This is a genomic window from Pseudomonas sp. Teo4 (genome assembly GCF_034387475.1).
GTDB lineage: Bacteria > Pseudomonadota > Gammaproteobacteria > Pseudomonadales > Pseudomonadaceae > Aquipseudomonas.
This window is the reverse complement of record NZ_JAXCIL010000001.1, coordinates 811,741-835,360: the sequence shown is the minus strand read 5'-3', so window position 1 is coordinate 835,360 and position 23,620 is coordinate 811,741. Positions and strand designations below refer to the sequence as shown.

The window sequence follows — 23,620 nt, the reverse complement described above, 5'->3', positions numbered from 1 at the left end:
CTATGGACACGGGGACACGACTCAAACTGGTGCGTGAACGCAACAACCTCTCCCAACGGGAACTGGCCCGCCGCAGCGGCCTGACCAACTCGACGATCTCGCAGATCGAACAGAACCGTGTCAGCCCTTCGGTCAGTTCCCTGAAAAAACTGCTCGAGGGGATCCCCATGACCTTGGCGGAGTTTTTCAGCTTCGACGAGCCGGTGCGCGAGGAACGCTTCGTGTTCCGCGCCAGCGAGCAGCCAGACCTGGGCCGCAACGGCCTGCGCATGCTGCTGGTCGGCGCCAGCGTCGAGGCCCGCCAGATGCGCATGCTGCGCGAGCTGTATGCACCCGGCGCCGACTCGGGCGAGCCGATCGTGCATGCCGAAGGCGAGGAATGCGGGTTGGTCACCCGTGGTACCGTAGAATTGTGGGTCGATGGCCAGGTGAGCGTGCTCAACTCTGGCGATGGCTACTACATCCCCACCACCCTGCCGCACAGTTTCAAGAATATCGGCCAGGACGAGGCCGAGATCATCAGCGCCAACACCCCGGCCAACTTCTGACCGCGCCAGTGCCCAGCCAGCACCTGCACACCCGGGCCATTTACCAGTGCCTGCGCGAGGCGGCCCTCGGCGTTCATACGCTGCAGGTCCGTGCGCGTGATGGGCACGGCCTGGTCGAAGTGGCCATCGACGGCTGGCAGCTTACCCTGGCCCTGGACGCCGAAGGCCTGGCCTTGTGCGTCCGCTGCCAGTCTCCCGACGGCCTGCAGGCCGGTCTGGAGGACTGGCAACGCTATGGCAGCAACCCCACTGACCTGCTCAGCCTTTGGGAGCGCACCCAGCTCGAAAAGCTGCTGGCCGATTAACCCAGCGCCTCTTCAACGAAGTCCAGGCGGTCCTGCCCGAAGTACATCTGCCCATCGACAAAAATGGTCGGTGCACCGAACACGCCTCGCTCCACCGCTTCCTCAGTCACCTGCTTGAGCGTCGCCTTCACCTGCGGGTCGGCGGCCAGGGCCTGGAACTGGCCAGGGTCGAAACCTGCCTGGCGCAACGTTGCTTCCAGTACCTCACCGTCACCAAGGTTGCGCTGATGCACCCACAGCCCGGTGAACAGCACCTCGAGCAAGGCCTCGAAGCGTTCGGCGGCCTGTAGTTGAGTGCCGAGCAAACCGCGCATCAGGTTCAGCGTATTGATCGGGAAACCCGGCGGTATGGCGAACGGCACGCCGTAGCGCGCGGCGAAGCGCCCCAGGTCGGTGAACATGTAGCGCCCCTTGGCCGGAATCATGGCCGGCGACGCATTGCCGGTAGCTTGGAACACGCCGCCCAGCAACATTGGCCGGTAGCGAAGCTCGGCAGCGTGACGGGCGCAGATGCCCGCCAGTTGGGTCCAGGCCAGGTAGCTGGCCGGGCTGCCCAGATCGAAGAAAAACTCGACAGTCTTGCCCATGTAGAACTCCTTGATCGACAGAGGGATTACCAGCGCTCCATCCACGGGCGCAGGTCCAGTTCGAAGGTCCAGGCGTCCCTTGGCTGGGCATGCAGGAACCAGTAGCTATCGGCGATGTGCGCAGGGGCCAGGATGCCGTCCTGGTCCTTCAGGGCGTAGCGTTCGGGAAAACTGTCCCGAATGAACGCGGTGTCGATAGCGCCATCGACCACTACATGGGCGACGTGAATGTTCCGCGGCCCCAACTCACGGGCCATGCTCTGGGCCAGGGCACGCAAGGCATGCTTTGCCCCGGCGAAAGCGGCGAACCCGGCTGCGCCTCGGGTACCTGCCGTGGCGCCAGTGAACAGGATCGTGCCCCGTTCACGCGTCACCATGCGGCGGGCGACCGCCTGGGCGGTAAGGAAACCTGCGAAGCATGCCATTTCCCAGATCTTGAAATACTTGCGGGGTGTTTCTTCAAGAATGCTGCACGGCACATTGGCGCCGATGTTGAAGACAAATGCCTCGATTGGGCCTATATCACGTTCGATGGTCTCGATCAGCTCCGCCACTTCTTGTTCCTTTCGGGCGTCGGAGCCAAAACCATAGGCCTGGCCACCCGCGGCGCGGATCTCATCCACCAGTGGTTGCAGTTTTTCGGCCTGGCGCCGGGTGACGCAGGCCGTGTATCCCTCGCGGGCGAACCGCTTGGCAATCTCCCCACCCGTGGCATCGCCGGCACCGATCACCAGCACGACTTTTTGTTGTTCTGTCACGCCCAGCCTCCTTTAGTGAACGATCATTTAGTAAACGAACGCTATGTTATGATCACCCCCATCGTCAAGTCAGGGCGCGGAGGTTTTTGGATGCGCTACTCCACCGAACACAAGCAACAGACGCGTGAAAGACTGCTGGCCAGCAGCGGCGCACTGGCCAAGCGTGGCGGCTTCTCCAGTACCGGCGTGGCCGGGCTGATGAAGGCCATCGGCCTGACCGGCGGCGCGTTCTACAATCACTTCCCCTCCAAGGACGACCTGTTCACCGAGGTGGTCCGCCAGGAATTGAGCAACAGCCCGTTGGCCCGCCTGGCCAATCAAGGCGCCAGCAAGGCACGCCTGGGCCGCTGCCTGGAGCAATACCTGAGCCTGGCTCATCTGCACAATGCCGAGGGGGGTTGCCCGCTGCCACCGCTGGGTGTTGAAATTGCCCGCGCCGAGCCTCAGGTGCGAGAAGAGGCCGAGCACTGGCTGGTGGCCCTGCACACTGCCTGGAGCGAAACGCTGCAAGACCCGCAACTGGCCTGGGTGTTGATCAGCCAGTGCGTAGGCGCCCTGGTGGTCGGGCGCATGATGGTCAGTGAAACCGTGCAAACCCAGGTGCTGGACGCCAACCGCACCTTCGTCGACAAGGCCTTGAATGAAGCTCACTAGTCTTTTGCTTGGCCTTGTGCTGTCTGCCCCCGCATTCGCCGAACAAGCCTGCCCTGCAGGGCAATACCAGGTGTGCCTGATGGGCTGCTTTTGCGCGCCGATCGACCCTGGGCAAGCCGGGCAGATTCTCAAGGACGTCGAAGTCCTTGCCTCCAGCAGCCTGGTCTTCGCCTTGCAGCAAGCGCGCGATGAAGCGACGGCCAACGGCACCCAGCCCATTCCGCTGCATATCCGCGTGCAGCTGGAGCCCTGGTACGACTTCGCCGTGCTTGACGCCGCTCGCTACCGGGTGGGCGATGAGCAGCAAGTCAGCGCCGCCAATGCCCTGTTGCAAAACCCGGACGTGAACGCGGTAACCCTCATCGACACCATCATTTTCCGCCACACGACCGATGCCGAGGACAACGTGGCGCTGTGGGCGCACGAACTCAAGCACGTGCAGCAGTATCAGCAACTGGGTGTGGAAGAGTTCGCGCGGCGCTACACACGCAACTACGACGAGTTGGAAGCGCCGGCTTACAAGATCGAGGCTGAAGTGGAAAAAACGCTGCGCAAACGAAGCTCCGGGCAAGCACGCTAGCTGTTGGTGACCGCCTCACCCACTACTTCGCGGCTGGCGTACCGTTGCGCCAGCACCGCACAGACCATCAGCTGAATCTGGTGGAACAGCATCAACGGCAAGATCATCGCCCCGATGCCGCTGCCGACGAACAGCACCTGAGCCATCGGAACGCCGGTGGCCAGGCTCTTCTTGGACCCGGCGAACAGAATGGTGATGCGGTCCTCCAGGTTGAAGCCCAACACTTTGCCAAGCAGACGAGTGCCCAGCAGCACCACGGCCAGAAGAATCCCGCACACCGCGAACAACCCCGCCAGATGCTGCGGCGAAACGGTGTGCCACAAACCAGTGACCACGGCCTCGCTGAACGCGGTGTAGACCACCAGCAGAATCGAGCCCTGGTCCACCAGCTTGAGCCAACGTGCGTTGCGCTTGACCCAATTGCCGATCCAGCGGCGGGCAACCTGGCCGGCCAGGAATGGCACCAGCAGCTGCAAGGTGATCTTCAGCACCGCGTCCAGGCCCGAACCGGTGTCGCCACTGGCACCCAGCAGCATCATCACCAGCAATGGCGTGAGGAAAATACCCAACAGGCTGGAAGCCGCCGCGCTGCAGATGGCCGCCGGTACATTGCCCCGGGCCAGCGAGGTGAAGGCGATAGCCGATTGCACCGTGGCCGGCAAAGCACACAGGTACAACACGCCCAGATACAGTTCATTGCCTACCAGCGGCACGAACAACGGCTTGAAGGCCATGCCCAGCAGCGGGAACAGCACGAAGGTGCAGGAGAACACCAGCAGGTGCAGACGCCAATGCCCGGCACCGGCAATGATGGCCTCACGCGACAGTTTGGCGCCGTGGAGGAAGAACAGCAGGCCGATGGCCAGGTTGGTCAGCCAGCCAAAGTACAAGGCGCCGTCACCCGAGCAGGGCAGCACGGTGGCAATGAACACCACCCCGAGCAAGGCCAGGGTGAAATTGTCGAATAACATGCGCAAGTACTTCATCACAGGCTCCATCTTGTCATTGTGCAAGGGCAGACGATAAGGTCTTGGGCTTTTTCCCGCTAACGCCGGAACTCCCTCCGGTATCGCCGAACGGACACCCCGTCGCAAAGGACCCGCTCCATGTCACGCTTTCGCCAGGCCGCACTGCTTGCCGCCACCAGCCTTGCTCTGCTCCACACCACGGCCCAGGCCGACGACGCCCTGCAAACCCGGGTGACCGAGACCATCCGCCCGTTGATGCAGCAATACGGCATCGCCGGCATGGCGGTGGGGGTCTACCAGGATGGCCAGGCGCACTACTTCAGCTTCGGCGTGGCCGACAAGGCCGCGCGCACGCCGGTCAGTGCCGACACCCTGTTCGAGGTCGGCTCGCTGAGCAAGACCTACACCGCCACCCTGGCGGCTTTGGCCAGCGCCGAAGGCAAACTGGACCTCGCCGCGCCGGCACGCCGCTATCAGCCGGCCCTGGCCGGAACACCATTGGGCGAAGCCAGCGTGCTTGAGCTTGGCGCCTACAGCGCCGACTGCCTGCCTTTGCAATTCCCCGACGATGTGCAGACGTCCAAGCAGGTGCTGGCGTTCTTCCGCCAGTGGCAGCCACGCAGTGAACGCGGCACCCAGCGCTGCTACTCGAACCCGAGCATCGGCCTGTTTGGCGACCTTGCAGCACGTGCCCAGCACAGGCCTTTCGCCCAACTGATGACCCAGGGCCTACTGGCAACAATGGGCCTGAAGCACACCTACCTGCAGGTTCCCCCCAGCGCCCGCAGCCTCTACGCCCAGGGCTATGACGCCGAAGACCGGCCCGTTCGGGTCAACCCCGGCCCTTATGCCGACCCGGCTTACGGCATCAAGACCAGCGCCACCGACCTGCTGCGTTACGTGCGTCTGCACATGCAGCCCTCAACGTTGTCCCCTGCCCTGCAGAAGGCTACCGCGATCACCCAGGCGGGTTACTTCCAGGTCGGCGCCATGACACAGGGCCTGGGCTGGGAGCGCTACCCTTACCCGGCCGCCCTGCAAACCCTGGTCGACGGCAACAGCCCCCAGCTGATCCGCGAACCACAGGCCACTCAGCGCCTGGTACCGGCCCGCCCCGCCCTGCGCAAGGCCTGGTACAACAAAACCGGCTCGACCAATGGCTTTGGTGCCTATGCGGTCTTCATTCCCTCCGAAGGCTTGGCGGTGGTGCTGCTTGCCAACCGCAACTACCCCAACGAGGCGCGGGTGCGGGCCGCCTGGCAGATTCTGTCCGGCTCGACGCACTGACCTTCGTCGCCCTTGGAAAGGCCTGCACGAGCGGATTGTCCGACAAGATGTAGTGCTAAAAAATATTCACTACAAAACGGTTGACGCCGTTCATCTGCCTTGGGCATGATGAGGCCGTCTCCCCGATCGGGAGCGGTGGCAAGGGTGTTCCAGACGGCCTGCGCGGTAACGCAGGCCGTCCGTGGAGAGGGAACTGTCCAAAAGGCAGCGTGAGAAAGCCCCTGTTGCGATGCTGCTGTAGCAGCCGTGGTAGTGCGCTACACCGAGGTGGCGCCAACTGTGAAAATCACAATCAATAGGTAATGGGGGCTTTATGATGAACTTGAACAACAATCCCACAATCGACCAACTGTCCCAGCTGTTCGCCGCGCGCAAGGACAGCCTCGACGACCACCTGCTGTGGGTCAGCCAGACCGGTGAGGTTCGCCTCGATCGTCTGCCGCCCAACACTGTCGAAGATGAATTCGAAGCGCACCTGCCCAGCATGCGCGCCCGCTTCAAGGTCTACCGCCGTGGCCAGGGCTACGTTGGCAAGAAGGCCGCAGCCGACACCGACTTCGTTGGCCGCGTGCTGCAGACCCTGCAACAAGAATGGCCCGCCGCCCGCGAGCGGCAGGCAATCAAGGTGATCGATTCGATCAACTGATCGAACGCACCGCTGCTTCAGCCCGGCCGGCAACGGCCGGGCTTTTTCATGCCTGTTAAACTGTCGGCCTCTGAACCCTGGAGCCCCCGATGAACACTCCCGCATACGGCACCGACGACGCCTCCTACCAGGCTGCGGGCGGCATTGACGGCCTGCGCCGCCTGGTCGACGACTTCTACCGCCTGATGGATGAAAACCCGGCAGCCGCCAGCGTGCGCCAGATGCATCCGCGCGACCTGAGCGGCTCGCGGGACAAACTGGCGTGTTTTCTCAGTGGCTGGTTGGGCGGGCCGCGACTCTACAGTGAACGCTATGGTTCGATCGGCATCCCGTCGTTCCATGCGCAGTGGCCGATCGATGCGCAGCACGCCGGCATCTGGTTGACCTGCATGCGCGACGCCATCGCCCTGCAACCTTGGGACCCGGCGTTCGCCGACTACCTGCTACGCCAGTTGCACGTCCCTGCGCAACGTATCGTCCAGGCGGCCCATGCTCGCCACGTTCAGGCTTGACGGCGTTGCCGGGAGACTGGCAACGGCAGTGCTCCGGTGGCCAAGGCGCGTGCACGGTCCACGCCCCACACCAGCGCGCGGGTCATGGTCTCGCCAGGGCGCGCCGGGTAGTACTCCTCAAGCAACGCTTTGCCGTTCTGGGCGTACAAGCCCAGGAACAACTGCGTCGCTCCAAGGCGCGACAGGCGCACCTGCACGTCGAGCGTAGTGCCGTCGCTCAGCGCTTCGTCATGGTTGCGGCTGTGCAGTTGGGCGTCTGCCCACTGCCAATAGGTCTCTTCCCTGATGCGCATGGAAAAACAATCCTCCTTTTCTGACATGCCGCGCAAGAAGACCACAATCGCCGAAAACCGGCGAGTGCTACCCCTGGATGCCATGAGCTGGGTCAAGCAAGCGCAACAAAAACCCCGCCGTTCGGCGGGGTCTTGGGTCAGCATCACTTCTTCAACGGTATCCGCGGCGTGAAGCGCCCCTTCTTGTAGCGCTGCAAATGTGCAGGCTTGAGCTGTTCGGACTCATCCAGGGTCATGTTGGCGAAACCCAGGCGAAACGACGATTGGCCGCACCATACCTGGCTGTTGATCGGGAATGCGTCGTTCATATCTTCGAAATAGGTTTCGCTCATACTCTGTCCCCTGCACTGGCGACCGCGCCGGCAAACAGATGGAGTGCCCAGAAAAACGCGGTCTGTTGAAGAAAGAGACTAGCCAGTCATTTGCAGACTGCATGGACAAAATGCCCGAACCCGACCAGTGGCAAAAAGCCTTATTTCAGGCGCACCGCCGTGCCGGTGGCGAACACCACGACCATGCCGCCCTGCACCGACGGCATACTGATTTCAAAATCGACCCCTACTACAGCATCGGCTTGCAACTGCCGTGCCCGCGCCTTGAGTTCTTCAGTGGCTTGCTCGCGGGCCTCGCGCAATGCGCTTTCCAGGGTCTGCGAACGGCCCCCGAAGAAGTCCCGGAAGCGTGCGAAGAAATCGCGCACGAAGTTGATGCCCTGCACCGATTCAGAGCTGACCACCCCGAGGTACTCGGCAATCGGGCGGCCTTCGAGCTGGCTGGTGGTGGATATGATCATGGGAGTGCTCCGTGGGCCTGGCAAAAGAGGCCAAGTTTAACAAAGGCCCTGCTCGAACGCGGAGCCTGCCCGTTGCAACAGACCACGGATGTGTTTGCACTTATTGCGCGCTGGCCGCCCTCAACCGCTGCCCGAGCTTTGGCCCGAACACATTGACCAGCAGCCCGAGCATCACCAACAACGCGCCCCAACCTTGTACGTCAGTCAGCCGTTCACCCAGCAGCCAGGCCGAAGAGCTCAAGCCAATCACCGGAACCAGCAACGAGAACGGTGCCACCTTGCCCGCCGGGTGGCGCGACAGCAGCTTGCTCCACAGGCTGTAGCCCAGCATGGTGGCGACAAAGGCCAGGTAGACCAGGGCCAGCACTGAACTCCAGCTGATATTGGCCAAGGCATGGCCGATACGCTCGGGCCCCTCCAGCCACCACGACAGTGCCAGGAACGGCAGCGGTGGAATCAAACCGCCCCAGATCACCAGCGCCACCAGGTCCACCGAACCGAAGCGCCGGGTAATGATGTTGCCCAGGCCCCACATCGCACCGCCGCACAATGTCAGCAACAGTGCCACCATCGGAACGTGTCCGCTGTCCTCACTACCGATCAGCGCCAGGCCGCTGGCCGCCACCAACAGCCCCAGCACACTGGCCAGGCGCAGCCGTTCACCCAGAAACAGCGCAGCGAAACCGAGGGTGAAGAACGCCTGGGACTGCAACACCAACGAGGCCAGCCCCGGTGGCATGCCGCTGTACATGGCCTGGAAGAGAAAGGCGAACTGGCCCAGGGAGATGGTTGCGCCGTAGGCGATCAACCAGCGCCAAGGCAACTTGGGCCGCTTGACCAGCAGAATTGCTGGAAACGCCACCAACACGAAGCGCAACGCCCCCAGCAGCATCGGCGGCAGGCCGTCGAGGCCGACCTTGATGACCACGAAGTTGACTCCCCACGCGACGATCACCACCAGGGCGATCAGCAGGTCCTTGAGCGGCATTGCAGCTTCCTTCTTCAGGCGTTCTAGACATATTTAGTAACAGCATAAAGGCATTTCTTTGCCATGGACCAGCACAGTTACCACGCAGCCTTGCGCAACAGTGTGGCTGTTAGGAGCACCGTCCGACGACGGGCGCCTGTCGGGGTCGATCAACCCGTACTACGCTGTTAGCCCGACTTTCAGGAGCACAACGATGAACAATATCCTGATCATTGGCGCGGGCTTCGCTGGCCTCTGGAGCGCCCTGAGCGCCATACGCCAGCTGGACCTGCACGATCGCAAGGATGTCGAGGTGACGCTGCTGGCCCCGCAGGCCGAGCTGCATGTACGCCCCCGCTTCTATGAGCCCGACGTGCACACCATGGCCGCCCCCTTGCAAGCGCTGTTCGACGCCGTGAACGTGCGCTTCGTGCAAGGCACCGCGTACCACATCGACGAAGACGCCAGGCGCGTGAGCTACCACACCCTGAGCGGCACCGAGTGCAGCCTTAAGTACGACCGGCTGATCATGGCCTGTGGCAGCGTGCTCAACCGCCCGGCCATGGTCGGTATCGACCATGTGTTCGATGTCGACAAGATCGACAGCGCCGCACGCCTTGAGCAGCACCTGAAATCACTGGCCGACCAACCGGAAACCCCGGCACGCAACACCGTGGTGGTGGCCGGTGGCGGCTTTACCGGTATCGAGACGGCCACCGAATTGCCAGCGCGCCTGCACGCTATCCTCGGGGAACAGGCCAAGCTGCGGGTCGTCGTGGTCGATCGTGGCGTGAAGATCGGCGCTGCCCTGGGCGAGGGCATACGCCCGGCCATCGAGCAGGCTTCGGAAGCACTCGGTATCGAATGGATCTGCGGCGCCACGGTGGCCTCGGTGGACCGTGACGGCGTGGTGCTCGACAACGGCCAGCGTATCGATACCAACACGGTGATCTGGACCGTCGGCTTCAAGGCCAACCCGCTCACGGAGCAAATCAGCGGCGAACGCGACCGCCAAGGCCGCCTGCATGTGGACGGCAACCTCAAGGTCAAAGGCAACGATGCCGTGTACGCGGCCGGCGACGTGGCCTATGCCGCCTGTGATGACGCGGGCAACTACGCCGTGATGTCTTGTCAGCATGCCATTCCGCTGGGCCGTTATGCAGGCAACAACGCCGCGGCCGAACTGATTGGCGTGCCCCCCATGACTTACAGCCAGCCCAAGTACGTGACCTGCCTCGACCTCGGGGCGTGGGGTGCGGTGTATACCGAAGGCTGGGAGCGCACGGTGTCGCCACCAACCGACAAGGCCGAGGCCAAGGTGCTGAAGCACCAGATCAACTCGATCTGGATCTACCCACCGGCCGCCAGCGACCGCGCGGCAGCGTTGGCAGCGGCAGACCCGACCATTCCGGTTGCGTGAAGGCCTCATCGCCGGCAAGCCAGCTCCTACAGGAATGCGCTGTCCCTGTGGGAACTGGCTTGCCGGCGATGCGGCCAACACAGTCCCCCCGCATGCATCCTGCGCCCGCGTCCGTTGCATTTGCCCTGCGCGCCCAACCCATGGCATAGATGCAGGTCTTTGCAGGAGATCCGCACATGAGCAAGCACCCCTACGTCCCGCCCAAGGTCTGGCGCAACGAAGCCGCTTCCGGCGGCCAGTTCGCCAGCATCAACCGCCCTGTCGCCGGCCCGACCCACGACAAGGACCTGCCGGTGGGCAAACACCCCTTGCAGCTGTACTCCCTGGCCACGCCGAACGGCGTCAAGGTCACCATCCTGCTCGAAGAGTTGCTCGCCCTGGGCCACACCGGCGCCGAGTACGATGCCTGGCTGATCCGCATTGGTGAGGGCGACCAGTTCTCCAGTGGCTTCGTGCAAGTCAACCCGAATTCGAAGATCCCTGCCCTGCTCGACCGCAGTGTCGAGCCTGCGGTACGGGTGTTCGAGTCAGGTTCGATCCTGCTCTACCTTGCAGAGAAGTTCGGGGCCTTGCTGCCCAAGTCCCCCGCTGCCCGTACCGAAACCTTGAACTGGCTGTTCTGGCAGATGGGCGCGGCCCCCTACCTGGGCGGTGGGTTCGGCCACTTCTATGTGTATGCCCCGGAGAAGTTCGAATACGCCATCAACCGCTTCACCATGGAAGCCAAGCGCCAGCTCGACGTGCTGGACCGCCGTCTGGCCGAAAGCCGTTACCTGGGTGGCGATGAATACAGCATCGCCGACATCGCCGTGTGGCCCTGGTACGGCCAACTGGTACGCGGCAACCTGTATGGCGCCGCAGAGTTCCTGGCGGTGGAGGAATACCCGAACGTTCAACGCTGGGCCGAAGAAATCGCTCAACGCCCGGCGGTGCAGCGCGGCACCCGGGTCAACCGCACCTGGGGCGACGAAGCCAGCCAGGTGGCGGAACGGCACTCGGCGGCTGACCTGGCCTGAGTGCACCGGGGCCGCCCGGCGGCCCCATCAATGCCCGCCTGCAAAAAACCATTTCTGCCGCGCAAATCTGCTTCCAGCCAGACCTTCTTGTACACTCCTCGCATTAGTACCCACCTGCACAATTTTGGTGAAAGCATGATCGAGGTAACCGAGGTTTCCATTGCCGAGCTGCGCGACGCGCTCGAGTCGGGCCGCACGACGGCGGTCGAGCTGGTCAAGGCCTACCAGGCGCGTATCGACGCCTACGATGGAGCCGACACCGCCACTGCCCTTAATGCCGTGGTCGTGCGCAACCCAGAGGCCCTCAAGGAGGCTGAAGCCTCCGACGCGCGCCGCGCCAAGGGCCAGACCCTGAGCCCGCTGGATGGCATCCCCTACACCGCCAAGGACAGCTACCTGGTCAAAGGCCTGACCGCCGCATCCGGCAGCCCGGCCTTCAAGGACCTGGTCGCCCAGCGCGACGCCTTCACCATCGAGCGCCTGCGCGCCGCCGGTGCGGTGTGCCTGGGCAAGACCAACATGCCACCCATGGCCAACGGCGGCATGCAGCGCGGCGTCTACGGCCGTGCCGAAAGCCCGTACAACGCCAACTACCTGACCGCACCGTTCGCCTCCGGCTCGTCCAACGGTGCTGGCACCGCCACCGCCGCCAGCTTCAGCGCCTTCGGCCTGGCCGAGGAAACCTGGTCCAGTGGCCGCGGCCCGGCCTCGAACAACGGCCTGTGCGCCTACACCCCTTCGCGCGGGGTGATTTCGGTGCGTGGCAACTGGCCGCTGACCCCGACCATGGATGTGGTGGTGCCTTATGCGCGGACCATGGCCGACCTGCTGGAAATTCTGGATGTCGTGGTGGTCGACGACGCCGACAAGCGTGGCGACCTGTGGCGCCTGCAACCCTGGGTACCGATTCCCGCGGCCTCGAGCGTGCGCCCGACCTCGTACCTGGACCTGGCAGTTGACGCCAGCGCGCTCAAGGGCAAGCGTTTCGGCGTGCCGCGCATGTACATCAATGCCGACCCTGAGGCCGGCACCTCCGAGAAGCCTGGCATCGGCGGCCCGACCGGCCAGCGCATCAACACCCGCGCCACCGTCATCGACCTGTGGCAGCAGGCGCGCCAGGCCCTGGAAGCGGCCGGTGCCGAAGTGGTCGAAGTGGACTTCCCACTGGTGTCCAACTGCGAAGGCGACCGCCCGGGCGCACCGACCGTGTACAACCGCGGCATCGTCAGCAAAGAGTTCCTCCACGACGAACTGTGGGAGCTGTCCGGCTGGGGCTTCGACGATTTCCTGCGCGCCAACAACGACCCCAAGCTCAACCGCCTGGCCGACGTCGATGGCCCGCAGATCTTCCCCCACGACCCTGGCACCCTGCCCAACCGTGAGGACGACCTCGCCGCTGGCATGGACGAATACGTCAACATGGCCACGCGCGGCCTGAAGACCTGGGACCAGATCGAAACCCTGCCCGACGGCCTGCGCGGGCTGGAAAAAACCCGCAAGCTGGACCTGGAAGACTGGATGGACAATCTGGGCCTGGACGCGGTGCTGTTCCCCACCGTGGCCGATGTGGGCCCGGCCGATGCCGACGTCAACCCGGCTTCGGCGGACATCGCCTGGAGCAACGGTATCTGGGTGGCCAACGGCAACCTGGCGATCCGTCACCTGGGCGTGCCGACCGTCACCGTGCCGATGGGCATCATGGCCGACATCGGCATGCCGGTAGGCCTGACCTTCGCCGGTCGCGCGTACTCCGACAACGCCTTGCTGAGCTTCGGCGCGGCGTTCGAGGCGACCGGTTCGCGCCGCATGATTCCGCCGCGCACCCCCGCGCTGGGCTGAGTAAAAGCATCGCCGGCAAGCCGGCTCCCACAGGGACAGCGCATTCCTGTAGGAGCCGGCTTGCCGGCGATGAGGCCGGTACCAGCAACACAATCAGTTGCCCCCACATAGACCGCGCTGATCTTGAGATCACTGCACTACCTGTGGGAGCCAGCTTGTCGTGGCGACGAACCGCGGCGATGAGGCCCGTACACTCCCACCAATTGCCTTATGCTGTCGGTTACCGCCCCCAGCGATAAGCCCCCATGCTCTTTCGCCTAGCTGCCGACACCCTGGTCCTCCTGCACCTGGCCTTCATCCTTTGGGTGCTGTTCGGCGGCCTGCTGGTACTTCGCTGGCCTCGCGCCTTGCTCATCCACCTGCCAGCCCTGGCCTGGGGCCTTGCCGTCGAATGCCTGCACCTGGCCTGCCCACTCACGGCCTGGGAAAACCGCATGCGCAGCGCGGCAGGCGACGCCGGTTATCAAGGTGGCTTCGTCGAGCACTACATCTGGCCGTTGATCTACCCCGTCGGGTTGACCGAACAGATCCAGCTACTGCTGGGGATGCTGGTGCTGTTGATCAACCTTGCCGTTTACGGCTATGTCATCTGGCGTGCGCGCAGGGTCAGCGGGTAGCGACCACGAACAGACGCGGGAACGGCAGCAGCACTTTACCGTCAGTGGCAGGTGGGTAATCGCGCTGCATGGCTTGCAGGTACATCTGCAGGAAGTCGGCCTGCTCCTGTTCGTCCAGCTTTGCCAGATAAGGCCTCAAGGCCGACCCCTTGAACCACTCCACAACCGCCTCGGCGCCACCCTCCAATGGGTGATGGTAGGTCGTGCGCCACACATCCACCCGTGTACACAGTGGGCTGAGCAAGTCGTAGTAGTAGGCTGCGCTGTGCCGGGGCGGCAAGGAGAAGTCAGCGAACTTGTCGGCCCACGGGCCTTGGCTGGCAATTTCACGCAACTGGCGGTGGGCAGGTTCGTCCAGGTTGTCGGGGGTTTGCACCGCAAGGCTCCCGCCTTCGCTGAGCTGGCGGATCAGATGCGGGTACAGCGAACCGTGGTCCGGCACCCACTGCAACGAAGCATTGGCCAGGATCAGGTCCTGAGGCTTTGGCGCCGACCAACTGGCAATGTCGGCCTTCTCGCAGCGCACCCGCAACACTCGCAGGCGTTGGCGCTGCTGCGCCTTGTCGATCATGTCCTGGTCACTGTCCAGGGCAATCACCTGGGCATCGGGGCAATGGTGCAACAGCACTTCGGTGGAGTTGCCCGGGCCGCAGCCAAGGTCGGTGGCGTGGTGTACCGGGCGATGGGGTACTGCGGTGAGCAGATCACGTACAGCGCGGGTGCGCTCGTCTTCGAAAAGGGAATACTGGGTGGCGGACCAAGCCATGGTGCGTTCCTTTTGGCGGGCAGTGCCTGAAGCATAAGCCATATGCCGAGGCTTTGGCGCCCTTCCCCACCCACAACGAAAAACGGCCGGTCTCGTGAGAGAACCGGCCGTTTCTTCAAGCACTCAGCGTTTAGTGACGCTTGGCGCTACGGATCTGATGCACCACACCCATCGCCACCACGACCGCGGCGGCAATACCGGTGGAGACCACCAGGATCTGGTAGTCAGGCATGAACGCCATGGTCACCAGGGCAGCCACGATGAACGCGATCACCAGGTAGGTCAGCCAAGGGAACAGCCACATCTTCAGGCGCACTTCCTTGCCTTCGGCGATCAGCTTGCGGCGCATGCGCAGCTGCGAGAAGGCAATCACCAGGTACACCAGCAGTGCGATCATGCCGGTGGTGTTCATCAGGGTATCCAGCACGTCTTTCGGACGCAGGGTCTCGCTGAAGTTGATCAGCGCGCACACCACGGCCACAGCGCAGGAACCGATGATCGCGTACACCGGAACGCCAGTGCCGGCACGGGTGATCTTGAAGAACGACGGTGCGTCGCCACGCTGGGCCAGGGAGAACAGCATGCGCGAAGCGGTGTAGTGGCCGGAGATCAGGCAGCTGCTGACCGAGGTCAGTACCACGAAGTTCATCAGCAGCTCGGCGTAAGGCACGCCCAGCAGCTCAAGGGTACGACGGTAGGCGCCGTAGCCAGACTCACCCAGGTGCGGGTCGTTCCAAGGCACCAGGCAGACGATCAGGAAGATCGAACCGACGTAGAACAGGCACACACGCCATACCACCGAGTTGGTGGCCTTGACGATCTGGGCAGCCGGGTCTTTTGCTTCGGAAGCCGCGATGGTCACGATCTCGGCGCCGAGGAAGGCGAACATCACCCCAAGCAGCGCACCGATCACGGTGGTGATGCCATTGGGCATGAAGCCTTCGGCGGTCAGGTGGGTCATGCCGCGCACTTCACCGAACTGCCAGACGTTCATCACCGCAGCGGTACACACCACCAGGAAGCAGACAATCGCCACCACCTTGATCAACGCGAACCAGAACTCGAACTCGCCGTAGTGCTTGACGTTGAAGAAGTTGACGGTGATCAGCACCAGGGTCGTGGCCAGCACGAACACGTTGACGCTCACGTCGGGGAAGAAACCGTGCAGGATCTTGCCCGCCACATAAGCTTCCCAGGCCATCAGGATGACCCAGTACCACCAGTACAGCCAACCGATGGTGAAACCGGCCCAGCGGCCAATGGCGCGGTCGGCGTAGGTCGAGAACGAGCCGGTGTCTGGCGAGGACGTCGCCATTTCACCCAGCATGCGCATGATCAGGACCACCAGGATGCCGCCGGCGAGGTACGCCAGGACAGCGGCCGGGCCGGCGCTGTGAATCACGCTGCCGGAACCGACGAACAAGGCGCCGCCGATAACCCCGGCGATCGACATCATCGTCAGGTGGCGCGACTTGAGCGAAGCGCTAAGCTTGCTCTCGTGCTCGCCTTTGGCGGTGGTGGTTGTGGATGTTGCTCCCATCAGTTGTGTACCCCGTGCTTCTTTTTATCCAAGGAAAACTGTGAGACCCCGATGGCTAGCGGTCTCACCTGTACATCAGCGCTAATGCGGGCAGGAAGGTGTGCACAAACACACGCAGGCCTTCCATGGCGGCCTGCTTACGCGCCCCAAGGTTGCCCCTGGAGCGGACTGAACATGCTTTATGTGGCGATATCTGACACGTAATGTAAAAATGTCCGACGCAGAGAGCCATGCACAGTGGCATGAAATACGCGCTGCACTGTACAGGCCGCCCATGCAATACACCCGCAGTACCCCGCAGACGCCCAGCGTTTTGCACACCTGAAGGCACCCCAATGTTTGAACTACATCCAGACGCTCCAACCCCGTTGGTCAACCAGATCATCGACGGGGTGCGCGCGCTGATCGACAACCAGACCCTCAAGCCTGGAGCCAAGGTGCCGTCTATCCGCGCCTTTGCCGCGACCTATTCGGTGAGCACCTTCACCGTGGTCGAAGCCTATGATCGCCTGGTGGCCCAAGGGCTGCTGGTGAGCCGTGGCAATGCGGGTTTTTTCGTCAATCGCGCAGCGGGCGAGTTGCTGGACAACCACAGCGTCGAGGCCGACACCAGTCGACCAACGTTTAACTCCGAGTGGTATCTGCAGCAAATCTTTGAGATCCGCCAACTGCCATTCAAGCCCGGTTGTGGCTGGTTGCCGAACGACTGGATGTACGAAGATGGCCTGCGCCGCGGCTTGCGTCAGGTGGCCGGCAGCCCGCTGGAGCTGTCCGGCTATGGCGACCCGATGGGCCTGCTGGAGTTGCGCACGCTGACCGCGCAGAACCTGCAGCAGGAGCTGTCGATCGTCGCCAACCCGGCGCAACTGATGCTGACCCACGGCGCCAGCCAGGCCCTGGACCTGGCCGCACGCACCCTGGTGCGCCCAGGCGATGTGGTGCTGGTGGACGACCCCGGTTACCCCAACCTGATGAGCATTCTGCGTACCCAGGGCGCCACCCTGGTGGGGGTGCCCCGCACGCCGGCCGGCTACGACCTGAACCACCTGGAGCAGTTGCTGACGCACCACCGCCCCACGGCGTTCTTCACCCAGCCGCACCTGCACAGCCCAACCTGTTCGCGCACCCCGCTGCCGCAGCTGCACCGCCTGCTGCAACTGGCCAGCAAGCATGGTTTCCGCCTGGTGGAGAACAACCTGTACGCCGACATGGTCGCCGAGCCGCAGCCTTGCCTGGCCAGCCTCGACCACCTGCAGCAGGTGGTTTACGTGGGCAGTTACTCCAAGAGCATCTCACCCAACGTGCGGGTCGGCTACATGCTGGCCAACCCGGAGCTGATGCAGAAGCTGCTGCACCTGAAGATGCGCTCGGGCCTGACCACTTCACAGGTGATGGAGCGCGTGGTCTACGCCGCGGTCATCGATGGCCGCTGGCGCAAGCACCTCAAACGCCTGCGCCAGCGCCTGGCCGAGGCGCACCAGGAAGTGGGCCGGCACCTGCACCGGTTGGGCTTCGAGCTGTTCATCGAGTCGGATGAAGGCATGTACATCTGGACCCGCCATCCGGCGATCCCAGACAGCGCCGCGTTGCTGGACGATGCGCTGGAGCAAGGGATCATGCTCGGGCCTGGGCAATTGTTCATGGTCGATGCGCAGGCGACCGGGTGGATGCGATTCAACGTGGCGTTCAGTACCGACCCGCAGATGTGGGAGTTGCTTGAGAAAGTGTTGGTCAAGCATGTGCGCCGTGGGAACAGGTGAATTCTGAGGGGCTGCATCGCAGCCCCATCGCCGGCAAGCCGGCTCCCACAATGACCGCGCCGACCACGAGATCACCGCTGAACCTGTGGGAGCTGGCTTGCCGGCGATGGGGCCGAACCTGCCTATCCGACAACTCGGCACCTCACCCAGGTTTTCCGGGAGAATCCAACGCACCATCGAAACCCAGTTGCTGCAACACGAACGCGTACACCTCAGCCAACTCCTGATAAAAACCAGAGCGCCCGCTCTTGCCACCGTGCCCCGCCTGCATGTCGGTGCGCAATACGATCGGGTAGTTCCCGGTGTTGTGTGCCCGTAGCTTGGCCACCCATTTGGCCGGTTCCCAATACTGCACATGCGGGTCCCACAACCCTGTCGTCACGTACAACGCCGGGTAAGCCTGGCGCCGCACATTGTCATAGGGCGAGTAGGACAGCATGTAGTCATACTCGCATGCGGTTTCGGGGTTGCCCCACTCATCGTACTCGTTGGTGGTCTGCGGGATACTCGGATCGAGCATGGTCGTGACCACGTCGACGAAGGGCACCTGCGCGACCACCACCCGATAGTCCTGCGCGGCCTGATTCGCCACCGCCCCCATCAACAAACCGCCAGCACTGCCACCTGCGGCGGCGACTCGGCTCCTGGCCGCCCAACCCTGCGCGACCAAGGCGTGGGTAACATCGACAAAATCATTGAACGTGTTGCGCTTGTTCAGCAACTTGCCGGCTTCGTACCAGCCACGCCCCATTTCCAGGCCACCGCGAACATGGGCGATGGCATACACCAGCCCACGGTCCAGCAGGCTGACCGTGGCCGGGTCGAAAGCTGCGTCATAGGCCAGCCCGTAACTGCCGTAACCCGTCAGCAACAACGCCCCTGCACCGTCTTTCTGGTAACCCTTGCGATACACCAGCGACACCGGTACCCGCGCCCCATCGCGCGCAGTCACCCACACACGTTCGGATGCATAGTTCGAAGCGTCGTAGCCGATCACCTGCTCCTGCTTCAACTGGCGACGTTCGCCCGTTGCCGTGTTCAATTCCAGAATCCGGGTAGGTGTCGTCAACGAGGAATAGGCGTAGCGCAGCCAGGTCGACTCTGGCTCGGCGTTTTCCGCGAGCGCCATCGAATACGCGGTTTCTTCAGCCGTCAGGTATTCACTGCGACCATCCTTGAACAGCAGGCGAATGCGTTTCAGACCTGCTGATCGCTCTACGATCGCGGTGAATGTGGTAAATGCTTGGAACTGATCGATGGTCACCGCCTCGTCATGGGCGACCCAGTCCTGCCAGTGTGCACGAGAGGATGCATCGCTTGGCGCGGTCGCCAGTTTGCCGTTCCTCGCGTTGTGATTGGTTTGAATAAGCCAGCGACCCTCGAAGTGGTCAGCAAAATAGCTCACTTCACGCTGACGCGGAGTCAGAACCGTGAATGTGGAAGGATCATGGCTCGGCGCGTAGCGCATTTCAGAGGTGACGTTACCGACCACGCTGATGGTGATGAAGCGATCATCGCGGGTGCGGGCGATGCTGAGGTAAAAGCTGTGATCCTGCTCTTCGTACACGACGGCATCGGCACTGGCCGGAGTACCCAATACGTGTTTCTTCACCCTTGTGCTGCGCAATGTCCGAGGATCGTTCTCGACGTAGAGCACGGTACGGTTGTCATCGGCCCAAACCATGTTGCCTGTGGTCCCGGTGAGCACATCGGGCAGCACCTCGCCGGTGCTCAGGTTCTTGAACCGCACGGTGAACTGGTTGCGGCCTACGTCATCTTCCGACCAGGCCAGCAACTGGTTGTCCTGGCTGACGACCATGTCGGCAATCGTGAAGTGGCCATTGCCGGCAGTACGCTCGTTGACGTTGAGCAAAACCTCTTCCGGCGCCTCCATGGCGCCTTTGCGCCGAGCATGAATCGGGTAGTCCTGGCCATCTTCGTACCGGCTGTAATACCAGTAACCGCGCTTGCGCGCTGGCAGTTCGGCGTCTTCTTGCGCAAGACGGCCGACGAACTCTTGATAGAGCTTGCCGGCAAGCGGCTTTAGCGGGGCCAGCAGCCGATCAGCGTAAAGGTTTTCGGCTTGCAGGTAGCCCAGCACCGCCTGATCCTGCCGCTGGTCATCACGCAGCCAGAAATAATCATCCACACGCGTTGCGCCCGATGGGGTCTCGATCGTATGTGGGTGTTTGGCGGCTTGCGGAGGGGCGGCGACCACGGCGGTGGCCATCAAGCTTGTCATTAACAAGCACAGAATACGTTTCAACGGTTTGGCTCCTTGCGCACGAAACTGGTGACGTTCGTGCGCAAACTAGAGCGCTAACAAGTCGATAACAACGGGGCGAAAGGCCGTTTGGTGGGTTTGGGAAAGGGACTACATCGAATCAGGAAAGCTGTCCGATGGATGAGGTGTTGCGCGGCCCTCCTGAATCCCTGACAAGGCACTTGGCGGCTTCAACCGCCCCCCCAGGAATACACCTGCAGGCTCACATACCAAACGTTCGATAAACGCTCTAAAAATCGAGATTTTTTCTGAAGGCAAATACACTTTTAACCAACGTGCGCGTGAAACCATTCCAACCCCTTACACCCTCCACGAATTAACCACCAAAAAAACAGTAAATACCCTTAAACACAACAGCACCTTTCCACTTCCTTCAAAACACGCCAACCGACAAAAATGCCAGTTAGCTCTGCACTGCCTATTCATCCCTCCGCCTCTACAACTGCCACCCGCGCAATGCAATACGGCACCCCTTCCCCTCTCAAAAAAATCCACCCGAGAGGAAAAAATTCAACGCTCTAACCTTTCCCTTAAAACGCGACTCTCCACCGCCCAACAACAGCGGAGAGCGCCATGCCTCGCCAAATTGAAGCTCAAGACATCCATTTACGGAACACTGAACAGCGCCACACGAAAACAATATATCACCGAAGACCTGCTTATCCTGAAAGCTGAACAGGCCACAGCAGCGGAAAAAGAGGCAAAGAAATTATTGGGCTACAGCCTGGATTCACGCCCTAACCGGGTGAATGTAGCCAACTATGAAAAGAAGTACGGTAAAGTTCAACAGAACCTGGAGCTGTTTAAACAACGGTTCACCGAGAGCCATCGCGCCGCCGCGGCTCATGCTCAAGCGGTACAAGAGCACGTCTACCTGACCCTACGCGTGCTCGAATTGTTCCCCGATAAGACTCGGGCACTCCAACAACCTCTCAAAGTCCTCGACGCAGCCAAAAAAGCTGCAGCCGCACGCTCAGCTACCGCCAAGGCTGAAGCCGAACGCATCGCCGCGGCTAAAGCCAAGGCCGAAGCCGACCGCATCGCCGCCGCTAAAGCCAAGGCCGAAGCTGACCGCATCGCCGCCGCTAAAGCCAAGGCCGAAGCTGACCGCATCGCCGCCGCTAAAGCCAAGGCCGAAGCTGACCGCATCGCCGCCGCTAAAGCCAAGGCCGAAGCTGACCGCATCGCCGCCGCTAAAGCCAAGGCCGAAGCTGACCGCATCGCCGCCGCTAAAGCCAAGGCCGAAGCTGACCGCATCGCCGCCGCTAAAGCCAAGGCCGAAGCTGACCGCATCGCCGCCGCTAAAGCCAAGGCCGAAGCTGACCGCATCGCCGCCGCTAAAGCCAAGGCCGAAGCTGACCGCATCGCCGCCGCTAAAGCCAAGGCCGAAGCTGACCGCATCGCCGCCGCTAAAGCCAAGGCCGAAGCCGAGTTCGTACGATTGGCCAACACTTACACTGCGTCAGGTTCAGTCGCAGTCGGTGGGTCGATAATCATCACCGCCGCCGGTTATCTCGGAACTGCGGTCATCGAATTGTCGGCAGCCAGGGTTCTTGGGGCTGCCGTAGCTGCACTAGGCGGCTATGTTGCCTCAGGCCTCGCCATCGGTGCTGCTGCCCTGCTGTATTCGCCCAGTTTGGGTAATGGCGAGCTTCCTCGCCGATACCTCCTGCAGACGCCTTTATCGGACCTGGATCCTCAAAGCAGCGCGACGTTGGCCACAGTGACCTCGGCCAGCCACGTCGACCTACCCTACCGACTGAGTTCGCAGGTTAATGCGCAGGACGAATCGGAAATATTCGTCGTCAAAACCGATGGCGCAATCGTTCCCTCGCAGGTACCGATACTCACCGCCCAGTATGACGCCCAGAAAAACGTCTACACCGCCATCACGGCGGATGTACCACCGCGCACCCTGACATGGACACCCATTGTCACTCCAGGCGATGCGTCAACGAGCTTACCTGTAGAACAGAGCGCCCCGCCGATCTACCAAGGTGCAACGCTCAAGCCGGTCGAGCTGAGGATTGACAGCTTCCCCGGCGCTGCAGATGCCGGTTGGGATGACTATGTCATTATCTTTCCGGCAGACTCCGGGTTGCCTCCGATCTATGCGATGTTCCAAGATCGCAGGGAAGAGCCCGGGACCGGTAGCGGCGCGGGCTTCGAGGTTGGCGACAATTGGGCCAAGGGTGTAGAAACACGTGAGGGCGCCCCGATACCCAGGCAAATAGCTGATTTACTAAGAGGGCAACAGTTTAAAAACTGGAGAGCCTATCGAGAAGCGCTGTGGAAGGCCATCAGTGGTGATTCTTTCCTCTCCGCCCAATTCGACCCTGTCAGCATCGGTAGAATGAGGAAAGGCATCGCACCTTTTGCGCGACTTCACGAACGCGTTGGAGCGCTCGCCTCTCTTCAAATACATCATAAAATCCCTCTATCCGAGGGCGGAGACATATACAACTCAGAAAACATTGTGATTGTCACACCAAGACAACACATCGACATCCATCATGGAGAAAACCAATGAAAAAGACAATCGCAGACTTTACCGAAACTGAATTTTTAAATTTTGTAATAAAAATCTATGAAGTAGATTACCCAACTGACAAAACCCACACCGACGCAATATTTGAATTCGAACGACTTTCAGAACACCCTAAGAAATCAGATTTAATATTTTACCCAGATCACGGGAAAAGCGGCCCAGCGTCGATTGTCGAAGAAGTAAAATCTTGGCGATTGGCAAATGGAAAACCAGGATTCAAAACCGAATAATCAAGTCAACAGTGCTCTCTAAACTGGGCCTATGACGAACGTATTGGCCGGTAGCCCCCCTCAACTACCGGCCAACGCCACCTACCGCCAGCACCCCAGTTCAGCAAAGAACGCCCGCGCATTCGCCTCCAGGCTCTCCAGGTGGTACCCCCTGCCTGCACAATCAAACACGGCACCCCCAACGCCCGAATCCGCTCACCCAATTCGGCAAACCCTTCAGTCGTCACCGCCGTTGGCATTCCGGATAATATACGACCAGACGACAATGGCGAGACTTGGAATAATACACATGCCGCCACATTAGAAGACTACCAACTCAGCTCATCGCATGAGATGCTTTACACACCAGAAGCCATCGAGGCAGACAACCAACAGATTGCGCGAGAAAACAAATGAACACCATCAGCGACATAGTACTCAACGAAAGCCCCACAGATGTCATTCTGTGGCTTGTCAGGGGGAATGGCATTTCTCACCCACGGCTCGACAATCTATATAATCGAAACGAGTGGGCAAACACTGGAGACTGCTTACAGTTAATTAATTTAATCAAAAAAATGAGTCAAGAAGGATTAATAAAGCACGGTGGCAACGGATACATCATGGGGCCGAATTGGCGAGAGCCAGAGTTCTTGAGCCCGAAAAAATACGAGCTCTGAGTTCCACAGATCCTACAGTCTTGTGGTGTACATTCTTGTTCGC

Annotated in this window: 25 protein-coding genes and 1 pseudogene; 15 read left to right on the top strand and 11 right to left on the bottom strand. The window is 61.7% G+C overall.

The window, feature by feature from the left end; all coding sequences use genetic code 11:
- The first annotated feature begins 2 nt into the window (after positions 1-2).
- Positions 3-548 carry a cupin domain-containing protein gene (locus PspTeo4_RS04140; RefSeq protein WP_012314247.1) on the top strand — a complete coding sequence of 182 codons (546 nt, stop codon included), beginning with the start codon at positions 3-5 and terminating at the stop codon, positions 546-548.
- A gap of 8 nt (positions 549-556) precedes the next feature.
- Positions 557-853, top strand: coding sequence for a hypothetical protein (locus PspTeo4_RS04135; RefSeq protein ID WP_322362460.1), 297 nt, complete (start codon positions 557-559; stop codon positions 851-853).
- Here the strand turns inward: PspTeo4_RS04135 and PspTeo4_RS04130 are convergent.
- Together PspTeo4_RS04130 and PspTeo4_RS04125 are read right to left on the bottom strand one after the other, a co-directional pair.
- Positions 850-1,440 carry a 2-hydroxychromene-2-carboxylate isomerase gene (locus tag PspTeo4_RS04130; protein WP_322362459.1) on the bottom strand — a complete coding sequence of 197 codons (591 nt, stop codon included), beginning with the start codon at positions 1,438-1,440 and terminating at the stop codon, positions 850-852. The two genes, PspTeo4_RS04135 and PspTeo4_RS04130, sit on opposite strands and share 4 nt — an antisense overlap.
- Before the next feature lie 26 nt (positions 1,441-1,466).
- Entirely contained in the window at positions 1,467-2,198 is a 732-nt protein-coding gene (locus PspTeo4_RS04125; RefSeq protein ID WP_322362458.1) for an SDR family oxidoreductase, read from the bottom strand.
- 90 nt (positions 2,199-2,288) lie between these two features.
- On the opposite strand from PspTeo4_RS04125, the gene PspTeo4_RS04120 reads away from it, so the two are divergent.
- Together PspTeo4_RS04120 and PspTeo4_RS04115 are read left to right on the top strand one after the other, a co-directional pair.
- Positions 2,289-2,852: a TetR/AcrR family transcriptional regulator gene (locus PspTeo4_RS04120; RefSeq protein ID WP_322362457.1), complete on the top strand. Its 564-nt coding sequence runs from the start codon at positions 2,289-2,291 to the stop codon at positions 2,850-2,852.
- Positions 2,839-3,432, top strand: a complete 594-nt coding sequence (locus tag PspTeo4_RS04115) for a DUF4157 domain-containing protein (protein WP_322362456.1) — start codon at positions 2,839-2,841, stop codon at positions 3,430-3,432. The genes PspTeo4_RS04120 and PspTeo4_RS04115 overlap by 14 nt, the downstream gene beginning before the upstream one ends.
- On the opposite strand, the gene PspTeo4_RS04110 is transcribed toward PspTeo4_RS04115, so the two are convergent.
- The gene (locus PspTeo4_RS04110) at positions 3,429-4,418 is read right to left on the bottom strand and encodes a bile acid:sodium symporter family protein (RefSeq protein ID WP_322362455.1); all 990 of its coding nucleotides are present in this window, start codon (positions 4,416-4,418) and stop codon (positions 3,429-3,431) included. The genes PspTeo4_RS04115 and PspTeo4_RS04110 overlap by 4 nt on opposite strands.
- Positions 4,419-4,538: 120 nt before the next feature.
- Between PspTeo4_RS04110 and ampC the strand changes: the two genes are divergently transcribed.
- The 3 genes from ampC (at position 4,539) to PspTeo4_RS04095 (ending at position 6,845) form a co-directional block, all read left to right on the top strand.
- Positions 4,539-5,687 (top strand): class C beta-lactamase, encoded by a 1,149-nt coding sequence (ampC, locus tag PspTeo4_RS04105; RefSeq protein ID WP_322362454.1) that lies wholly within the window; start codon positions 4,539-4,541, stop codon positions 5,685-5,687.
- 313 nt (positions 5,688-6,000) lie between these two features.
- Positions 6,001-6,333, top strand: coding sequence for a hypothetical protein (locus tag PspTeo4_RS04100; protein ID WP_322362453.1), 333 nt, complete (start codon positions 6,001-6,003; stop codon positions 6,331-6,333).
- 89 nt (positions 6,334-6,422) lie between these two features.
- On the top strand, positions 6,423-6,845 hold the full coding sequence (locus PspTeo4_RS04095; protein ID WP_322362452.1) for a group II truncated hemoglobin: 423 nt from the start codon (positions 6,423-6,425) through the stop codon (positions 6,843-6,845).
- Here PspTeo4_RS04095 and PspTeo4_RS04090 read toward each other — a convergent pair.
- The 4 genes from PspTeo4_RS04090 to PspTeo4_RS04075 all read right to left on the bottom strand — a co-directional run bounded on the left by PspTeo4_RS04090 (position 6,836) and on the right by PspTeo4_RS04075 (position 8,919).
- A complete protein-coding gene (locus PspTeo4_RS04090; RefSeq protein ID WP_322362450.1) occupies positions 6,836-7,138 on the bottom strand; it encodes a hypothetical protein in 303 nt (100 codons plus the stop codon). The genes PspTeo4_RS04095 and PspTeo4_RS04090 overlap by 10 nt on opposite strands.
- Before the next feature lie 143 nt (positions 7,139-7,281).
- A complete protein-coding gene (locus PspTeo4_RS04085; protein ID WP_322362449.1) occupies positions 7,282-7,470 on the bottom strand; it encodes a hypothetical protein in 189 nt (62 codons plus the stop codon).
- Between the two features lie 140 nt (positions 7,471-7,610).
- Complete coding sequence (locus PspTeo4_RS04080; RefSeq protein ID WP_003258990.1) at positions 7,611-7,931, bottom strand: YbjQ family protein; 321 nt, start codon at positions 7,929-7,931, stop codon at positions 7,611-7,613.
- A 100-nt stretch (positions 7,932-8,031) separates the two neighbouring features.
- Positions 8,032-8,919: an EamA family transporter gene (locus tag PspTeo4_RS04075; RefSeq protein ID WP_322362447.1), complete on the bottom strand. Its 888-nt coding sequence runs from the start codon at positions 8,917-8,919 to the stop codon at positions 8,032-8,034.
- A gap of 193 nt (positions 8,920-9,112) precedes the next feature.
- Here PspTeo4_RS04075 and PspTeo4_RS04070 point away from each other — a divergent pair, with 193 nt between their 5' ends.
- The 4 genes from PspTeo4_RS04070 to PspTeo4_RS04055 all read left to right on the top strand — a co-directional run bounded on the left by PspTeo4_RS04070 (position 9,113) and on the right by PspTeo4_RS04055 (position 13,790).
- On the top strand, positions 9,113-10,318 hold the full coding sequence (locus PspTeo4_RS04070) for an NAD(P)/FAD-dependent oxidoreductase (protein WP_322362446.1): 1,206 nt from the start codon (positions 9,113-9,115) through the stop codon (positions 10,316-10,318).
- Positions 10,319-10,494: 176 nt separating this feature from the next.
- Positions 10,495-11,334 (top strand): glutathione-dependent disulfide-bond oxidoreductase, encoded by an 840-nt coding sequence (yghU, locus tag PspTeo4_RS04065; RefSeq protein WP_322362445.1) that lies wholly within the window; start codon positions 10,495-10,497, stop codon positions 11,332-11,334.
- A gap of 135 nt (positions 11,335-11,469) precedes the next feature.
- Positions 11,470-13,173 (top strand): amidase, encoded by a 1,704-nt coding sequence (locus tag PspTeo4_RS04060; RefSeq protein WP_322362444.1) that lies wholly within the window; start codon positions 11,470-11,472, stop codon positions 13,171-13,173.
- Positions 13,174-13,418: 245 nt separating this feature from the next.
- A complete protein-coding gene (locus PspTeo4_RS04055; protein WP_322362442.1) occupies positions 13,419-13,790 on the top strand; it encodes a DUF2784 domain-containing protein in 372 nt (123 codons plus the stop codon).
- Here PspTeo4_RS04055 and tam read toward each other — a convergent pair.
- On the bottom strand, positions 13,780-14,556 hold the full coding sequence (gene tam, locus PspTeo4_RS04050; RefSeq protein ID WP_322362441.1) for a trans-aconitate 2-methyltransferase: 777 nt from the start codon (positions 14,554-14,556) through the stop codon (positions 13,780-13,782). The two genes, PspTeo4_RS04055 and tam, sit on opposite strands and share 11 nt — an antisense overlap.
- A 130-nt stretch (positions 14,557-14,686) precedes the next feature.
- Entirely contained in the window at positions 14,687-16,096 is a 1,410-nt protein-coding gene (locus PspTeo4_RS04045; RefSeq protein ID WP_322362440.1) for an amino acid permease, read from the bottom strand.
- A gap of 335 nt (positions 16,097-16,431) precedes the next feature.
- On the opposite strand from PspTeo4_RS04045, the gene PspTeo4_RS04040 reads away from it, so the two are divergent.
- Complete coding sequence (locus PspTeo4_RS04040; RefSeq protein WP_322362439.1) at positions 16,432-17,856, top strand: PLP-dependent aminotransferase family protein; 1,425 nt, start codon at positions 16,432-16,434, stop codon at positions 17,854-17,856.
- Positions 17,857-17,998: 142 nt separating this feature from the next.
- On the opposite strand, the gene PspTeo4_RS04035 is transcribed toward PspTeo4_RS04040, so the two are convergent.
- Positions 17,999-20,086, bottom strand: coding sequence for a S9 family peptidase (locus PspTeo4_RS04035; RefSeq protein WP_322364795.1), 2,088 nt, complete (start codon positions 20,084-20,086; stop codon positions 17,999-18,001).
- Positions 20,087-20,726: 640 nt separating this feature from the next.
- Here PspTeo4_RS04035 and PspTeo4_RS04030 point away from each other — a divergent pair.
- Positions 20,727-22,670 (top strand): S-type pyocin domain-containing protein, encoded by a 1,944-nt coding sequence (locus PspTeo4_RS04030; RefSeq protein WP_322362438.1) that lies wholly within the window; start codon positions 20,727-20,729, stop codon positions 22,668-22,670.
- A complete protein-coding gene (locus PspTeo4_RS04025; RefSeq protein WP_322362437.1) occupies positions 22,667-22,918 on the top strand; it encodes a bacteriocin immunity protein in 252 nt (83 codons plus the stop codon). Before PspTeo4_RS04030 ends, PspTeo4_RS04025 begins: the two co-directional genes overlap by 4 nt.
- 81 nt (positions 22,919-22,999) lie before the next feature.
- On the opposite strand, the pseudogene PspTeo4_RS04020 reads toward PspTeo4_RS04025, so the two are convergent.
- Positions 23,000-23,148 (bottom strand): annotated as a pseudogene (locus tag PspTeo4_RS04020) (histone deacetylase family protein); the annotation flags it as partial.
- Positions 23,149-23,310: 162 nt separating this feature from the next.
- On the opposite strand from PspTeo4_RS04020, the gene PspTeo4_RS04015 reads away from it, so the two are divergent.
- Entirely contained in the window at positions 23,311-23,577 is a 267-nt protein-coding gene (locus PspTeo4_RS04015) for a hypothetical protein (RefSeq protein WP_322362436.1), read from the top strand.
- The last annotated feature ends 43 nt before the right edge of the window (positions 23,578-23,620 follow it).

Coding starts and splice junctions, on each gene's coding strand:
- PspTeo4_RS04140 (WP_012314247.1), top strand. CDS start 3: ATGGACACGGGGACACGACTCAAACTGGTGCGTGAACGCAACAACCTC.
- PspTeo4_RS04130 (WP_322362459.1), bottom strand. CDS start 1,440: ATGGGCAAGACTGTCGAGTTTTTCTTCGATCTGGGCAGCCCGGCCAGC.
- PspTeo4_RS04120 (WP_322362457.1), top strand. CDS start 2,289: ATGCGCTACTCCACCGAACACAAGCAACAGACGCGTGAAAGACTGCTG.
- PspTeo4_RS04115 (WP_322362456.1), top strand. CDS start 2,839: ATGAAGCTCACTAGTCTTTTGCTTGGCCTTGTGCTGTCTGCCCCCGCA.
- PspTeo4_RS04110 (WP_322362455.1), bottom strand. CDS start 4,418: ATGAAGTACTTGCGCATGTTATTCGACAATTTCACCCTGGCCTTGCTC.
- ampC (WP_322362454.1), top strand. CDS start 4,539: ATGTCACGCTTTCGCCAGGCCGCACTGCTTGCCGCCACCAGCCTTGCT.
- PspTeo4_RS04100 (WP_322362453.1), top strand. CDS start 6,001: ATGATGAACTTGAACAACAATCCCACAATCGACCAACTGTCCCAGCTG.
- PspTeo4_RS04095 (WP_322362452.1), top strand. CDS start 6,423: ATGAACACTCCCGCATACGGCACCGACGACGCCTCCTACCAGGCTGCG.
- PspTeo4_RS04090 (WP_322362450.1), bottom strand. CDS start 7,138: ATGCGCATCAGGGAAGAGACCTATTGGCAGTGGGCAGACGCCCAACTG.
- PspTeo4_RS04085 (WP_322362449.1), bottom strand. CDS start 7,470: ATGAGCGAAACCTATTTCGAAGATATGAACGACGCATTCCCGATCAAC.
- PspTeo4_RS04080 (WP_003258990.1), bottom strand. CDS start 7,931: ATGATCATATCCACCACCAGCCAGCTCGAAGGCCGCCCGATTGCCGAG.
- PspTeo4_RS04075 (WP_322362447.1), bottom strand. CDS start 8,919: ATGCCGCTCAAGGACCTGCTGATCGCCCTGGTGGTGATCGTCGCGTGG.
- PspTeo4_RS04070 (WP_322362446.1), top strand. CDS start 9,113: ATGAACAATATCCTGATCATTGGCGCGGGCTTCGCTGGCCTCTGGAGC.
- yghU (WP_322362445.1), top strand. CDS start 10,495: ATGAGCAAGCACCCCTACGTCCCGCCCAAGGTCTGGCGCAACGAAGCC.
- PspTeo4_RS04060 (WP_322362444.1), top strand. CDS start 11,470: ATGATCGAGGTAACCGAGGTTTCCATTGCCGAGCTGCGCGACGCGCTC.
- PspTeo4_RS04055 (WP_322362442.1), top strand. CDS start 13,419: ATGCTCTTTCGCCTAGCTGCCGACACCCTGGTCCTCCTGCACCTGGCC.
- tam (WP_322362441.1), bottom strand. CDS start 14,556: ATGGCTTGGTCCGCCACCCAGTATTCCCTTTTCGAAGACGAGCGCACC.
- PspTeo4_RS04045 (WP_322362440.1), bottom strand. CDS start 16,096: ATGGGAGCAACATCCACAACCACCACCGCCAAAGGCGAGCACGAGAGC.
- PspTeo4_RS04040 (WP_322362439.1), top strand. CDS start 16,432: ATGTTTGAACTACATCCAGACGCTCCAACCCCGTTGGTCAACCAGATC.
- PspTeo4_RS04035 (WP_322364795.1), bottom strand. CDS start 20,086: ATGGCCACCGCCGTGGTCGCCGCCCCTCCGCAAGCCGCCAAACACCCA.
- PspTeo4_RS04025 (WP_322362437.1), top strand. CDS start 22,667: ATGAAAAAGACAATCGCAGACTTTACCGAAACTGAATTTTTAAATTTT.
- PspTeo4_RS04015 (WP_322362436.1), top strand. CDS start 23,311: ATGAACACCATCAGCGACATAGTACTCAACGAAAGCCCCACAGATGTC.